Annotated in this window: 11 protein-coding genes; 2 read left to right on the forward strand and 9 right to left on the reverse strand. The window is 43.4% G+C overall.

The genetic code is table 11. The features are described from left to right. The first annotated feature begins 158 nt into the window (after positions 1–158). Positions 159–512, forward strand: a complete 354-nt coding sequence (locus MED222_RS21180) for a hypothetical protein (protein ID WP_012600731.1) — start codon at positions 159–161, stop codon at positions 510–512. Positions 513–697: 185 nt separating this feature from the next. On the opposite strand, the gene MED222_RS19890 is transcribed toward MED222_RS21180, so the two are convergent. The 5 genes from MED222_RS19890 to MED222_RS19875 all read right to left on the reverse strand — a co-directional run bounded on the left by MED222_RS19890 (position 698) and on the right by MED222_RS19875 (position 6,811). Further along, positions 698–1,594 (reverse strand): sigma-70 family RNA polymerase sigma factor, encoded by an 897-nt coding sequence (locus MED222_RS19890; RefSeq protein WP_009844985.1) that lies wholly within the window; start codon positions 1,592–1,594, stop codon positions 698–700. A 394-nt stretch (positions 1,595–1,988) separates the two neighbouring features. Next, complete coding sequence (locus MED222_RS19885) at positions 1,989–2,321, reverse strand: Hpt domain-containing protein (RefSeq protein WP_009844988.1); 333 nt, start codon at positions 2,319–2,321, stop codon at positions 1,989–1,991. After that, positions 2,315–3,904, reverse strand: coding sequence for a response regulator (locus MED222_RS19880; protein ID WP_032555012.1), 1,590 nt, complete (start codon positions 3,902–3,904; stop codon positions 2,315–2,317). Before MED222_RS19880 ends, MED222_RS19885 begins: the two co-directional genes overlap by 7 nt. Positions 3,905–4,192: 288 nt before the next feature. Next, a complete protein-coding gene (locus tag MED222_RS21185) occupies positions 4,193–5,743 on the reverse strand; it encodes a DHA2 family efflux MFS transporter permease subunit (protein WP_032555013.1) in 1,551 nt (516 codons plus the stop codon). A 3-nt stretch (positions 5,744–5,746) separates the two neighbouring features. After that, complete coding sequence (locus MED222_RS19875; protein ID WP_009844998.1) at positions 5,747–6,811, reverse strand: HlyD family secretion protein; 1,065 nt, start codon at positions 6,809–6,811, stop codon at positions 5,747–5,749. A gap of 128 nt (positions 6,812–6,939) precedes the next feature. Between MED222_RS19875 and MED222_RS21190 the strand changes: the two genes are divergently transcribed. Beyond that, a complete protein-coding gene (locus tag MED222_RS21190; RefSeq protein ID WP_017097897.1) occupies positions 6,940–7,842 on the forward strand; it encodes a LysR family transcriptional regulator in 903 nt (300 codons plus the stop codon). A gap of 72 nt (positions 7,843–7,914) precedes the next feature. Here MED222_RS21190 and MED222_RS19870 read toward each other — a convergent pair whose 3' ends face one another. From MED222_RS19870 to MED222_RS19860, 4 genes are all read right to left on the reverse strand, one after another. Next, a complete protein-coding gene (locus tag MED222_RS19870) occupies positions 7,915–10,248 on the reverse strand; it encodes a glycoside hydrolase (RefSeq protein ID WP_032555014.1) in 2,334 nt (777 codons plus the stop codon). Between the two features lie 119 nt (positions 10,249–10,367). Continuing rightward, positions 10,368–11,198 (reverse strand): DUF2861 family protein, encoded by an 831-nt coding sequence (locus tag MED222_RS19865; RefSeq protein ID WP_032555015.1) that lies wholly within the window; start codon positions 11,196–11,198, stop codon positions 10,368–10,370. Continuing rightward, positions 11,195–11,845 (reverse strand): response regulator transcription factor, encoded by a 651-nt coding sequence (locus MED222_RS21195; protein ID WP_032555016.1) that lies wholly within the window; start codon positions 11,843–11,845, stop codon positions 11,195–11,197. The genes MED222_RS19865 and MED222_RS21195 overlap by 4 nt, the downstream gene beginning before the upstream one ends. Beyond that, positions 11,823–13,232 (reverse strand): ATP-binding protein, encoded by a 1,410-nt coding sequence (locus MED222_RS19860; protein ID WP_032555017.1) that lies wholly within the window; start codon positions 13,230–13,232, stop codon positions 11,823–11,825. Before MED222_RS19860 ends, MED222_RS21195 begins: the two co-directional genes overlap by 23 nt. Positions 13,233–13,413 lie beyond the last annotated feature (181 nt).

Raw genomic sequence — 13,413 nt, forward strand, 5'->3', positions numbered from 1 at the left:
CCGACAAGTAGGCAGGGCAGCGTGATGTTGCCCTCGTTAAAGCCATGCAGCGTCGCCTTTGCGTGGCTTTTTTATTTGTTTTTGTCTCGCTAAATAAACTTGAGAACAGATAAAAATGTCCTTAATTATTAGAAGAGTTAATTAAAAGGAGGGACGACATGTATCGATATGTCAGTTCGCCACAAGCGTCGAAATACATCGTACCACCACCTCAACATCGTGAGTTGTCGAGTGTGGATGTTCCTGAGTCTGAATTGGAGATGCGAGAAATTCTAAATAATTGGTTTGCCGATGGTTTGGCTCCCATTATTCAAAGTGATGACGATTACATTGCGGCAAGCGACCAAGTTCGATTTGAGAAACTTAGCCGCACGGTTGGCATGTTATTGAGGAACAAAGACTATTACTTTGCCACTAAGCGTATCCTATCTTTGTGGGAACAAGATTGCCTTGAAACCACCTATGTTAATTACCTCATTCTACGCAGCGAAAGAGCCACTTCGTTAAGGTGATTAAACGCAGCCTGGGTTCGCTGACTATGATTGCTTGTTTTGAGCGCTTATGATGACTCAAGTTTGCTAAGAAAGTAGGCAAACAAAAAGGGCAAGCTTTGAGGCTCACCCTTAAGGTTCTTTCTTTACTTAACGTTACAGTTTTTACTGACCGTTATTTTCACCTAATTCTATACAGGTGCGACTTAGACCCAACCATCAAATTTCAGTCGTTTTTGAATCCTCTCGACCGCTTCTTTCTGCATCTGTCTAACTCGCTCATTAGAGACATTCACATCCAACATTTGTCCAACCTCAGACAGTGTTTTCACCTTGTTGTCGAAGAAACCAAAACGGTGAATAAGAACCTTCTGCAATTTAGGTGGCAGTGTGTTTATGATCTGCTCTAGCGCATGTGTAAATGATTGGTCTTCACAGTCTTGTTGAGGATCGGGGATGTATTCACTTTCGCACTGTTCAAGTACAAGTGGTGCGTGGCTGATACCAACCGTCGTTGTTACGTCAATAAACCCGCTTAACGCAACCAGTTGATCGACACGTTCAGCTTTTACGCCTGAGATATTCGATAATTCTGAGATCGAGATTTCTTTGCGCATTTTTTTGCTTACATCGAGCTTCTTTGATGCAAGGCTATTAATTTCTTTACACACATGAGCAGGTAAGCGAACGGTACGACCTTTATTCATTAAGGCCGCTTCAATATTTTCGCGAATCCACCACACAGCATAAGTGGAAAAACGATAGCCGGGTTCTGGATCGTACTTATCGATGGCCTTGATTAAGCCAATATTCCCTTCTTCGATAAGGTCGAGCAGTGTGAAGTTGTTGCCTTTGCGTTTTAGATAACTTTTTGCGATTTTTACAACGAGGCGTAGATTCGATTCGATCATGATGTCACGTGCATGTTTGTCACCCGCACGATTCAACTTTGCGTAATACAATTCATCTTCACGCGATAACAGATCAATGCCCACGATATCCTTTAGATAGTGAGCATAAGGTTCTGTAGCAGTTGAAAATGATTCTTTAATGGGAGTTTCATTCGTGAGCCCCTGAAACGCAGCAAAATTGTCATTGTTCATTTCCTTGTCCTTATCTAGCCGACTGAACGTTTTATTTATTTTATTATTATGTCACCAGGTGAATAACACTTGGTTTCATTTAAGTGTAGGTAACAGTTTCTTCTTTACCAATAAATAAAATGCAATTTCGTATGTTTATGTCACAAAAAAATCTACAAATATTTAACTATTTTGCATCCCATCGAGTGTGACGGTTTTTTGTTCAAGACATGTATGTAGGAGGTCTATAAAGTGTTGCTATGTTTGAGCTTATCTAGATAAATACCATGAATTTATAGGCGTGGATTAGCTATATCATTGAGAGAGAAAATGACAAGAGTCGAGGTTCAATGTTTCCAAATACCTCAACTCCTTTGGCTACTAAGTTTCACCACGTAACTCTTAGTTCTATCGACTAATAAGTGCTGAGCACATCATCGATTTGTTGATTGATGATTTTTACTTCGCTGTAGATAACCGAAAGGTCATCCGTTTGAGGTGCTAGTTTATTGGATGTGTTTTGCTCGACTCTTTCTAAGGCCGCTGTAGCTGTTTCTTCGCCGAAGCTGGCTAATATGCCTTTTAATGTATGTACGATAAAATGAAGCTTGCCCCAATCTTGTTGCTGTACCAGTTCTTGTATCTCTTCTAATGAATTGCCATGGTCTTCTTGATACACAGACAATACAGCGAAGATTATTTCTCTGTCATTATCTAAGTAGGCATTTAAGGCATCGATATCTAGCATATAGACTCCTGTTGGCTGTATGTTGAAAATGGGCTAGGCGGCTTACTCGAAAAACCAGATCTTAATGAATCACTAATCCATTGATTCCATTTTGGAGGAAGTTCTAACTGTAAAATTTCTCTTAAATAGTCGTCGCTAAGTTTTTCATCTATATGAGCTTTATGAACGGCATATATATAGTCAAGTTTGGCGGCAACTGAATATGGGTAACTGTGAATATAGTCTTTTAATTCCTGTATTGACCCAAAGTTTTCAATGTTTATACAAGTTGAAGGGTCGACATTTTTGGACTCAAGTTTGTGGTTTACTGCTTCTCCACGAGATTTTAGACATTCCACTGCTAAGTGATAAAGAGAGTACTCCCCAAAATGGACGAGCAGTGGTAATAGTTGAGCGAGCAAGTAAGTTGGTTGGCTGTGGAAATTATTCGCTAACAGCGTTGAAGCTCTAATCACTTTTTTGTGGGCAACCTGAGGGCTATTTTCGATCAGCAAGATACTGCTCTGAAACAGGGCAAGGCTGGCTAAAACCTGCTGCTGTTGTTTTACCGGAAGTTTCAGGTTTACTAATTCGGTGAATTGGTTGGCGTGCTCAAGCAAAATACGTTTGTACTTTAGTTGCGTCTCGCGCTGATAAGTCGCTTTTAACGAATTAAAGTGCGCACAAATGGAGTGAATGACATCAATGTCAGCAGCTGAAATATGGGTCGCATACATCTCACCTAACTTTATGATCATACGTGTGTTGTCTGCGTTCTCAGCCAAGTCAATCGCCCTGATTGCACGATGGCTGATACTTGGTGTCATCTCAAATGCACGAATCGCTAATTTCAGAGCAGGAAGCAGCATCTTATGTTTTTCGTAGATACAGCTTAAGCAATCAATGACGCTCAATGAGAGTGGCTGCGCGATCAGAAAGTTGTGGAGCTTATCTATGGCTAGCTCCTGTTTGCCTAAACTGTCGAGAATCAGAGCTTCAGCAACCAGTTTTGTCGGGTGCATGTTGGTTTTCGAGTTGTTAATGACGCTAGAGAGCAATTGCCAATTCTTACCTGAAATTAAATGTTCAATCAGTGTCGCTTCGAATTGAACGCTAGTGCCATTAGGCGAGACCGCTAATGCTTGAGCCAATTTATCCTGACTGGTGATCGGATATAACTCGTTCAGTTGTGTCAGCTTCTTCGAGATGGACACAGCACTTTGGATCTTTTTACCTAACCTCTGAGTATGAATCGGTTTAGAAACGAAATGGTGTGCCTCGCCTGACAGGGCAGTTAATACCGTTTCTTGACGCATATCTCCAGAGAGTAAAATTGTCGCAACCGTATGGTCGATGAGCCTATTTCGATACAGAATACCCAAAAGTTCAAAGCCCGTGAAGAATTGCTCTAGGTGGTAATCGATGAGGAGTACATGAAAAGAGTGAGTCTCGACCGCTTTAATTGCTTGTCGATAGTCGGTCGCAATAAAGATGCAATCATGTGCAATGCCCAAGCTCGAGAGTTGCTGCTTTATAAGAATAGTTGCACTCTTGGAGTCGTCGACAATTAAAACTCGTAGGTCAGGTGGTAAGGTCAAATCCATTTTCCTCAATACCAAATGTTATTTTTAATTTAGGTGTCAAGTTGCACATTGTCAAGGTGCCAATATCACAGACAAACACTCAATAAACTATTGGTAATTAAGGAGTATTCGATAACATTTATGAAAGACTTCAAACGCAGGTTACTTTTACCTGATTTTCGTTGGGTTATACGTGTTTTAGAAATAAAAAAGAGGCAAGCCGGTAAGCTAACCTCTCTGTTTTATTGTTCGAGTTTTTATTCGAAATGTTGTTCTTTTCTTGAAGCTTTATTAAACAAAACTCTAGCGCTAATCACGCATATTTAGAATCAATACTGCAGCTAGAGCCAAGAACGCCGTCATCATTAAGAACACATCGTTGTAAGCCATAATGGCAGCGTCACGTTGCATTGTGCCAAGTAGGCTAGCTTGCGCTTGTTGCATCGCCGTTGCGGCATCACTTCCTGATTGAATAAAGAACGCTTGTTGATCTTTGAGCGTTTGCCAACCCAATTGGCTAACTGAAGGCAGCGACTCTTTGATATGCGCCAAATGCTCGCGCGTTTTGTTATCTAACAACGTAGCAATAATCGCGATACTAAAAGCACCCCCTAGGTTTCGCATTACGTTGGTTAAGGTCGAAGCGTCAGGCGTGTCCATTTTGCTGATGTTTTTCATCGCAACCAAAGACAGCGGAACCATAATAAACGGGCTACCGATAGCGCGCAGAACCATGGACAAGATCAACTGTTGGCCACCAAAATCAATCGTCATATGTGTATTCACGTAACAACTGAAGCCAAACATCGCGAAACCAAAGGTCACTAAGTACTTAGGCTTAATGATTTGCGTCAGCTTAGGAACGATTGGGAATATCAACAACTGTGGGAAACCCATCCACATCAAGACTTCACCAATCTCCATCGCATTGTATTGCTGAATTTGAGTGAGATACATTGGCAGCACATAGATAGAGCCGAGCAATGCCATCCCTAGAATCAAATAGGCGATACAAGACATAGCAAATTGCCCATCCCGCAATAGCCGCAAATTCACCAATGGCTTTTTGTGTTGGAGTTCGTTTATCACGAAGTAAACTAAGCTCACTGCAGACACAATACTCAAGCCTATGATGAAGCTCGAACTGAACCACTCTTCACGGTTACCTTCCTCTAGCACGACTTCCAAACAACCGAGCCCTAACGCCATGGTCGCGATACCAAACCAGTCCGCTTTTTTCAGCGTGCCAAGGTCGAGCTTTTCATCGTCTAAGCCATATCGGATCATGGTGATCACGAGTAGAGCGGGCGGAATATTGATGTAGAAAATATAGTGCCACGAGAAGTTCTCTGTTAACCAGCCACCAAACGTTGGGCCAATAGACGGAGCAAACGTCGCCGTTACGCCGAACAATGCCATACCCACGGCACGCTTGTTGACAGGCAAAAGCTGAATCACTAGCGAGAAAGCAAGCGGGATTAAAGCGCCACCACTAAAACCTTGCATCGCTCGGAACACGATCATTGAGGTCATATTCCAAGAGAATGAACACAGCAAAGATGAAATGGTGAAGATGGCCGTCGTCCACGTGATATAACGGCGTTTACCGAACGCTTTAGAAAGCCAACCACTGAGTGGGATAGCGATCATCTCTGCGACTAGGTAAGACGTAGAGATCCACGAGCTTTCATCCAAGGTGGCAGACAGCGCACCTTGAATGTCTTTGAGAGACGAGTTGGTGATCTGAATATCCAAGATCGCCATAAACGCGCCGATTAAGCCGCCAAAAAGGGCGATCCAATGGCGTCTCGAAACCTCGTCATCATCATTTGTTTGGGTGACAACACCAGTGTTACTCATGGTCTAGCCTCGTTTATCGATGGTCGCTACCACAGACAAACCAGGGAGCAGTCGACCTTTCAACTCTTGCTGATCTGGAATCGTAATTTTCACCGGTACACGCTGAACGATTTTAGTGAAGTTACCGGTCGCGTTTTCTGGTGGTAGGAGCGCAAACTTAGCGCCAGTCGCAGGGGAGAAGCTGTCTACCACGCCTTCAAGTGGTTGACCCGGAAAGGCATCCAGTTCGACTTCTACGGTTTGGCCTTTATGAATACCGCTTAATTGAGTTTCTTTGAAGTTAGCTTCAATCCACACTTGGTTGTTTGGTACCAAACTCATCAATGGCGCGCCTGCTTGAATCAGCAAGCCTTCACGGACGCTACGTTTACCAATCACGCCATCCGCTGGCGCGTAGACCTTGGTGTAATCAAGGTTAAGTTGTGCTTGATCTCTTTGTGCTTGAGCTTCAGTCACGGATGCGTTTGCTTGTTCGATTTCACTCGCAATCACGATTAGTTGATCATTACTTGCGACAAGGTTTGCTTTTGCTTCTTCAAGTTCTGCTTGGGTGACTTTTTGTTGTGCGACCATGCTGTCGACTTCATCTTGCGAAGCATAGTTACGCTTTAATAAGCTACGAGAACGCACGACTTGTTGGATTGCACGCTCGTATTCAGCTTGTGCGGAATCAACACGGCTCTCAGCTTGATTTATTTGGCTACGTTGTAACGTTTGTTGAGCGATAAGGTTGTGTACGCTTGATTGAACGACGCTTAAATGCGCATTCGCCTGAGCAAGTGCAGATTGGTAATCACGATCATCAATTTGAACCAACAAGTCACCTTGTTTAACCGATTGGTTATCACTCACGTAAGACTTAACAATATAACCCGACACCTTCGGGCTTATATTAGTGATGTCGCCTTGTAGGTAGGCATTGTCGGTTGACTCGAAGTACTGGCCATAGCCATACCAATATCCAGCGCCAGCTAAGCCTAATGACAGCATGATCGCAGTAGCAATAAGCGGGGCTTTTTTACGTTTTTTTGTGCTTACTGATTGCGAAGCGTTGTTGTTCTCTGTCATTTTTTATTTCTCATTTTGTTTTTATTTAGATGTAACGAATTGTAAATGAATTCGATTGATTGATAAGATAGGAAAAAAGGGAAACACTGTTGCATGAATCTTACTAATAGGGCTTTGGGAGAAGTACGATGGACTTAAATGCTGTGACTGTTTTTACACAAGTTGTTGATTGTGGGAGTTTCACGCACGCAGCTGAAGCATTGAACATGACCAAGTCGACCGTCAGCCGAAAGCTAGACGAGCTGGAACAGCACCTAGGTGTGAGGTTGATCACTCGTTCGACACGAAGTTTAGTTTTAACGCCAGAGGGTGAGCGCTTTTATCAGTCGAGCATGCAGATGCAAGAGATCATGAACCAAGCTGAGTTAGAGGTTTCTGCCAATCAGGATTTGATCCGAGGGCAGTTGAATGTTGTGTTGCCTGTCGAATTGGGGCATCAAGTATTAGCCACATACATCCACAGTTTCCTAAAAGAGCACCCAAACGTGACTTTGAACTTAGAACTGTCGAATCGAGAAGTCGACATCATTGCGGAGGGGATCGATCTTTACGCACAAATTGGTGAGCTAGTGGACTCGAGCTTGGTTTCTCGTTACCTCACAACATCGAAGCGTGTATTGGTAGCCAGCCCTGAGTATTTAGAACAGTTCGGTGAAATCTCTTCACCCGATGACCTTAAGCCTCCATTTAGGATGATTGAGGTCGTGAACAAGGCGGCACGTCTACCTAAGTGGCATTTGCAATTAGAAGGCGGTGAGTCGATTTTGATCGATCTACCGTGTCAGTTGCGGGTGAATACCATCACGGCATGTCTAACAGCGTGTGTGGATGGGCTCGGCTTGGCGGTGCTTCCTGAATTCATTTGTCGGGAACACTTCAAGACAGGTAAGCTGATTCGCTTGTTACCTGAATATGAGATGCCAGAAGTTTCAGTAAGCCTAGTGTATGCAGACAGACAGTTGATGCCGAAACGTAAGAAGGTCTTTATCGACTATCTACTGACTGCTTTTCAAAATAGGAAGCACAAGTAACGGGCTGAACATTAGCGGTTAAATAAGTGCTTAAGCTTCCTATTATTCGTTTTTGTCTAAACCGTATCGAAGCTAACTATGATTGTGCTGCCAGTCGACGACTTGCCCATTCGCCAATATAGCTTTGACCGATAGGGCAGCAATATCGATACCGTTGTAACGAAATGCCTTGTTAGAGAAGTTGGCAATGATCTTACTCCCGTCACTGAACTCGGTTTGTTGAACTTCGCCGCTTTTGTCTAACCAGTCGAAATCGACTAACTGTTTATCCCATAACTGTTCGTGCATCGGTTCAAAGCCATCTTGATAGTGTTTGAGTGCTTTGATCCTTGGACTTGAACTTGATAAAGCTTCATCTCTGGTCAAGTGAACCATCGGTGGTGTGTTGTACAACATGGCGGTTAAGTCTCTTTCTGCTTGTACATTAGTGAACTTAAGGCTGTCTGAGTGCCAATGGTGCGTATTGATTACTTCATCATGGAAAACGGCTTGGTAAAGCGGAATTCGATATTGAGGCGAAAACAGCAATGACTTGTAGGGTTCTTTGACCTTAGCTGACTTGAAGAAAAAGTCAGGTTTATGGTCTGGATACCAACGACCCAAGTAATAAGGTGATTGTAGGTCTTCTTTCATCTCTTTGTCTGACCAACCAAAGCCGACCGTTTCTAAGCCGTGTGCAAAAGCGATGCCTTTTGTCGTCAGGCTATTACCATCTTCAGAACCAAGCACCAAATCGGGTTGATCGCTTAACCACTGCATTCGGTTATTGAAGGCAGAAAGCATATCCGTCTCACTGCTATTATCGCTGTAGTCCTCACGCGCCATCGCAGTCGCATCAACATCTAGGAACAGGCTATTGAAGTGACCAAAACGCATGATGTCTACGGCGCGCTGTTTTACATAATCCAAATGGCAATTCGGGTTCAAGTAAAAACCGTTTCCTCGAAACCCTTTTTTTAGGCTGCCATCCGCCATTTCAATCGCACAACTTTCACGCATCGGTTTTGGTAATTGGGCGGTTAGCCAGTTGTCATTGAGCTTCGCAGGGATGGCTGTGTTGTAGGAGTCATAGGTTCCAACCAGATAACCAGATTGCTTAGCCAGTTCTACTGCATTCGGTTGATAGAATGCTGGCATCCAGTTATCAAAACCTAACCAAAGCTTATTCAAGCCCGCTTTGTTTAGATTGTTGACCATGCCTGATGACAAGGCTTGTCCCCAAGTATCCGGTGCATTGAGATAAGAAGAGGCATGCTTAATCAACCAGCTTTTCTTGCTCTGAGCAGCGGTGTGTTGAGCTTTTATGGTGTTATCAGGCAGTGTTGGCGTTGCAACAGGATACAAGCTTTGTAATGACTGGTTAATAGAGTCCAACAACAGTTGTTTGTGATACTGGCTAAACCAATCTTTGCCTTTAGACAGAGGGGATAACTCACGCTTCGCTTCACTTGAAATGTTTAATTGAGAGTCTTCGAGATACCAGGCTTTTAATCCCCACCAGTCTCTCACATCTTGGATACTTAAAGCATCTTTACCAAACAAGTAGACGTGGCTTGCGCCGATTAGCTTATTTACATCTGGGTTACGCTTTTGCTTTTCGACAAACGATTCAGAGAGACCATTCTCAATACGCCAATCACGGTATTGTTTAGCACCATCTAACCAAGAGTCTCCAAGTGTTATCCGAACCGTAAAAGGCCGTGATTGATTCAGCGTTGTAAATTGGTGTGAAGCGCTCATATCAATCTTGGTCTTCTCATCAGAGGACGTATCCGACGATACATCAGAAAAGAACAATTGGTTGTTGGTTGGGGTAATCATCTGATAACTGATGAATTGATCGTTCTGTTGTACCGTCCAAAAAGGCATTTTTAAGTCTTGAGTGGTGTTGCTTCCAGAATGGTTGTCGACTAGGTAATTGGCCCACTGCTTATTGTTGGTAGGAACGCGCATACCCTCACTAAAGGGCAGAAATAGAGTCTGAGTTTGTTGTTCTGCTAGGTCAAACCAAACGAGTTCAATGGGTTGGTTTCGTTTTACTTGTGTGTTTTCAGGTAAGGTGAATTGGACAAGAAGATTATGTTCCTTCAACTCAGCTTCAACATTGATTCCACTCGGCATGAGTGTCCAAGATGCCTTGGTTTTTGAGTCTATGACTAGGTGAGTAACTTTTTGAGGTTGACGATCAACGGTCAAAGCAGCGCTATTCACACTTAAGCCATTCCAATCTATCGCTAATGTTTTTGTTGAAATCGACACTATATTGCTGGCGTTAATGTTGTTGGTGTGGCTATTGCTGATAAGAGTGACTTGATTATCTTGTGCGTTTGCCGAGAGCGCACAAGTCGTGAATAGAGCTGCAATAGCAAAAGACGTAAAATTAAGTTGATGACGAACGTTGACCATATCTAGATTCCGTAAAGGGTAAGTACGGTCATTACACCCAAATCGCGTTGGTATTTTGTCACCTATATGTCTCTATTTTTTCCCTTCGGTGTTTAATGCCATTGTATAGCGAGCTTAACTTAGAAAGGCATCGCGACACGCTGTACATATTGGATTTCAATCGCACCTTGGTATTCAAACATTTCAACCGATGCACTCAAGTGTTTAGCTTCAGATCCGGTTGGGCTTTCTGTAGGAAGAGATGCTTGCGTTGTTTTGATTGGCACCTTGAAACCTAGCATATCGTAGTTTTCGTCAAACCACTGCCAACTGACATTGGCGTCTGGGCAGCTGTCGATTATCTCAGGCGGTGTTACCACAATGTGAGGGTCGTTGAGTTTGCTTTCGAGTGTTAGCCATCGCTTGTTGTCGTCTAAAGCAACAATAATAGGGTAGTTGTTCGAACCTATCGTTAACTGATAAACACCCGATTCCGGTTTGATGAGCATCTCACTGGTTTCAATCTCTTGATATTCGACATCAGAATTGAGTTGTCCTTCGATAACCACTTTTCCATCAGGCGAGACCAGAGAAATACGTTGTGTTTGATCTTCTAACACTTCGTTGAGTTGCTCCGCAGACACTTTGATCTGATAGCCTTGTGATGAAAGACCGTGGCGCTTGATAAAGCTAACTTGAATGTGGTTGTTGGGTGTAGCACTTTGTTCAAGAGTGCTTCCACATTGAGTCCGACTCAGGATCTCTTGTTTAACGGGTAGCCAAAGTTGGCTATTAAGCTCTGCCTGATCAAGCGCGATTTGCAGTTCTTGCCATGCCACTTGCGGTTGATCATCGAGCAGTGATTGATAGGTGTGTTGCAATGGCGTGTCTGTAAACCAAGCCGCATTACACGCAAAGGGCATTGTAAAGGGTAATGTGCAGAACAGTGTTGTTAATAAGCTTACTTTCATTGTGATTCCCCAACCAAACGATAACCAACCCCACGATGCGTTTCTAGTTTCAGCGTTGGTAGCTTTTGACGTAAACGCAGTATGTGGTTATCAACGGTTCTTGTGCTTGGGAAGGCTTGATAACCCCAGATTTTATTCAATAACTCATCTCGGTGGAACACGCGCCCTTGGTTTTGAACAAACAAAACTAATAGCTGAAACTCTTTAGGTTTCAACGTGATTGGGCTTTCATCCAGATAAGCGATCCGTTCCGACAAGTTGATTTGGATATTTGCGTAATCTAAATGGCTAACACCTAACGGCCGAAGCTGCGTAATGACTCTAGCAAGCAATTCATCATTCGAAAATGGCTTAGTCACGTAATCCTTGGCACCTGCCATTAAACCTTCAACACGTTGTTGAACTTCAACTTTGGCGGTCAACACTATCACAGGTAGCGCTTTGATCAGTAACCAATTAGGCAAGTGTCGCAAGCTGTCGCCGTCTTCAAGTTGTCGATCAAGCACCACGAGATCGGCTCGTAACCACAGCTTACCGGCACTCTGAGCATCTTGCACCCAAAGGCATTGATAACCATTGGACTCAAAGAAGCTGACGAGGCCTTGCCCAAGCAGTTGGTCGTCTTCAATCAGCAGTAGGGTGTTCATAAGCGATTTCCAAAATACATCGAGTTGGATTACGGAGAATGATGAGACGGCCATTCGCTTGTTTCATCAAGTGTTCGACAATAGTCAGGCCAATGCCCATATTATCTTGTTTGTGATTGGCGCACCGTGTTGTTCTTGAAATAAGTCGTTGTATCAAAGAGGGGAAGTGACCCTCATCTTGTACTTCTATTCTCAGTTTATCTGAAAGGGAGATCTTAACTAAAACCTTACCTTGTCCATGCTGCTTAGCATTCTTGATTAAGTTATCAAGACAGATGGTCAGCCAGTAATAAGGCAGGTTAAGTTCAACATCTCTTGCTTCACATTGATAAGCAATATTGTGCTTTTCGCAGACATGGTCGAGCCACTCTTCCAATGATGCGTTTTGCTTCAACAAAGGCTCCGACTGATCCGAACTTAGATACACTTTGCTGTTTTCGGTGAGCTGAGAAAGCCTTTGATAGTCTGAAATTAAACGCCAAACTGCCCCTTGGATCTCATCGGGAAAATCGTCGTAGCGGTTTCTGAACATTTCGACGGTTAGACCTAGGCTAGTAATTGGCGTGCGCAGTTCATGAGTAAGAAGCTGTAAAATGAACTGCCTCTCTTTTCGTTGTTTTGTTCTTAGGTATAAGACTCTACCTAGGCCGGAAATCAACGTTAACAGCAATGTAAAGATCAACGTTTTCATGATCAGATTGTCATTGCTAGGCTCGCTTAAGCACACGTTGCTGTAACGAAAAGTGCAGGTTTCACCCGTCAAAGACACCTCTTGCCGCTCTGCAATAGGTTGCCAAACATTTAAGGGAATGGCTTTCCAGCCTTGTTCGCCACTTAACCAAAGCACATCGTCCTGTTGCCAAGCTCGGTATCCACTGAGCAGTGCTTCTCTGCCTTGTGCACTTAGGTTTTCTAGCTGGTTATATAAAGGGTGCTGCGGGTTGGTAAGACTCAAAAATGGGCGTATCTGCTCGGTCACATCTGGGTAAGCGGCTAAATAACGATCAGCAAAACTGCCACCTGCAGGGTGTCGTTTGGAGTGTGCTGCAAACCAAATGGAATCCAATGCTTGTTGCTGACACAAAGCGAGCTCAAACTCGATGGCATCATCTAATGAAGGGTTATTGCTTTCAATCGCTCGGCAGTGATCTTGTATTGACGCTAACGCTGCGATGTCGTCCCAACTGAATTGGTTGAAATCAGGATAGCGGCTACGTTCATGAAGCAGAACTTTCGGATACTGAGCCAACTCTTGTTGAGAGACTAGGATTGGGGATGATTGCCAGCTCAGTTGATACAGGGTTTGCCACTTGTCTTGCAAACTTTGGGCATTGGCTAGAGTTGGGAGCCAAAAGATCAAGCCAAGGGCTAAGGTAAACCTGCGCATCCAATCATTCTCGTTAAAAGTCGTGGGGAGAGTCTAAAGAGTTTTGGATGCGATTTGTAACCTGAATGTCAACAAGTGTTCTTTTAACAACAAATTGTCGAGTGGGTCATGCTTTTAAATAATAAAGTAAAAATACAGTAAGTATCATTTGTTTGGGTTAAATTAGATAATTGTGTACTTA

It is taken from the genome of Vibrio sp. MED222, assembly GCF_000153005.1.
Lineage (GTDB): Bacteria > Pseudomonadota > Gammaproteobacteria > Enterobacterales > Vibrionaceae > Vibrio > Vibrio tasmaniensis_A.

Excerpts from the sequence above, each read along its gene's own strand:
- MED222_RS19870 (WP_032555014.1), bottom strand. The coding sequence starts at position 10,248 with ATGGTCAACGTTCGTCATCAACTTAATTTTACGTCTTTTGCTATTGCA.
- MED222_RS21195 (WP_032555016.1), bottom strand. The coding sequence starts at position 11,845 with ATGAACACCCTACTGCTGATTGAAGACGACCAACTGCTTGGGCAAGGC.
- MED222_RS21185 (WP_032555013.1), bottom strand. The coding sequence starts at position 5,743 with ATGAGTAACACTGGTGTTGTCACCCAAACAAATGATGATGACGAGGTT.
- MED222_RS19890 (WP_009844985.1), bottom strand. The coding sequence starts at position 1,594 with ATGAACAATGACAATTTTGCTGCGTTTCAGGGGCTCACGAATGAAACT.
- MED222_RS21180 (WP_012600731.1), top strand. The coding sequence starts at position 159 with ATGTATCGATATGTCAGTTCGCCACAAGCGTCGAAATACATCGTACCA.
- MED222_RS19885 (WP_009844988.1), bottom strand. The coding sequence starts at position 2,321 with ATGCTAGATATCGATGCCTTAAATGCCTACTTAGATAATGACAGAGAA.
- MED222_RS19865 (WP_032555015.1), bottom strand. The coding sequence starts at position 11,198 with ATGAAAGTAAGCTTATTAACAACACTGTTCTGCACATTACCCTTTACA.
- MED222_RS19875 (WP_009844998.1), bottom strand. The coding sequence starts at position 6,811 with ATGACAGAGAACAACAACGCTTCGCAATCAGTAAGCACAAAAAAACGT.
- MED222_RS19880 (WP_032555012.1), bottom strand. The coding sequence starts at position 3,904 with ATGGATTTGACCTTACCACCTGACCTACGAGTTTTAATTGTCGACGAC.
- MED222_RS21190 (WP_017097897.1), top strand. The coding sequence starts at position 6,940 with ATGGACTTAAATGCTGTGACTGTTTTTACACAAGTTGTTGATTGTGGG.
- MED222_RS19860 (WP_032555017.1), bottom strand. The coding sequence starts at position 13,232 with ATGCGCAGGTTTACCTTAGCCCTTGGCTTGATCTTTTGGCTCCCAACT.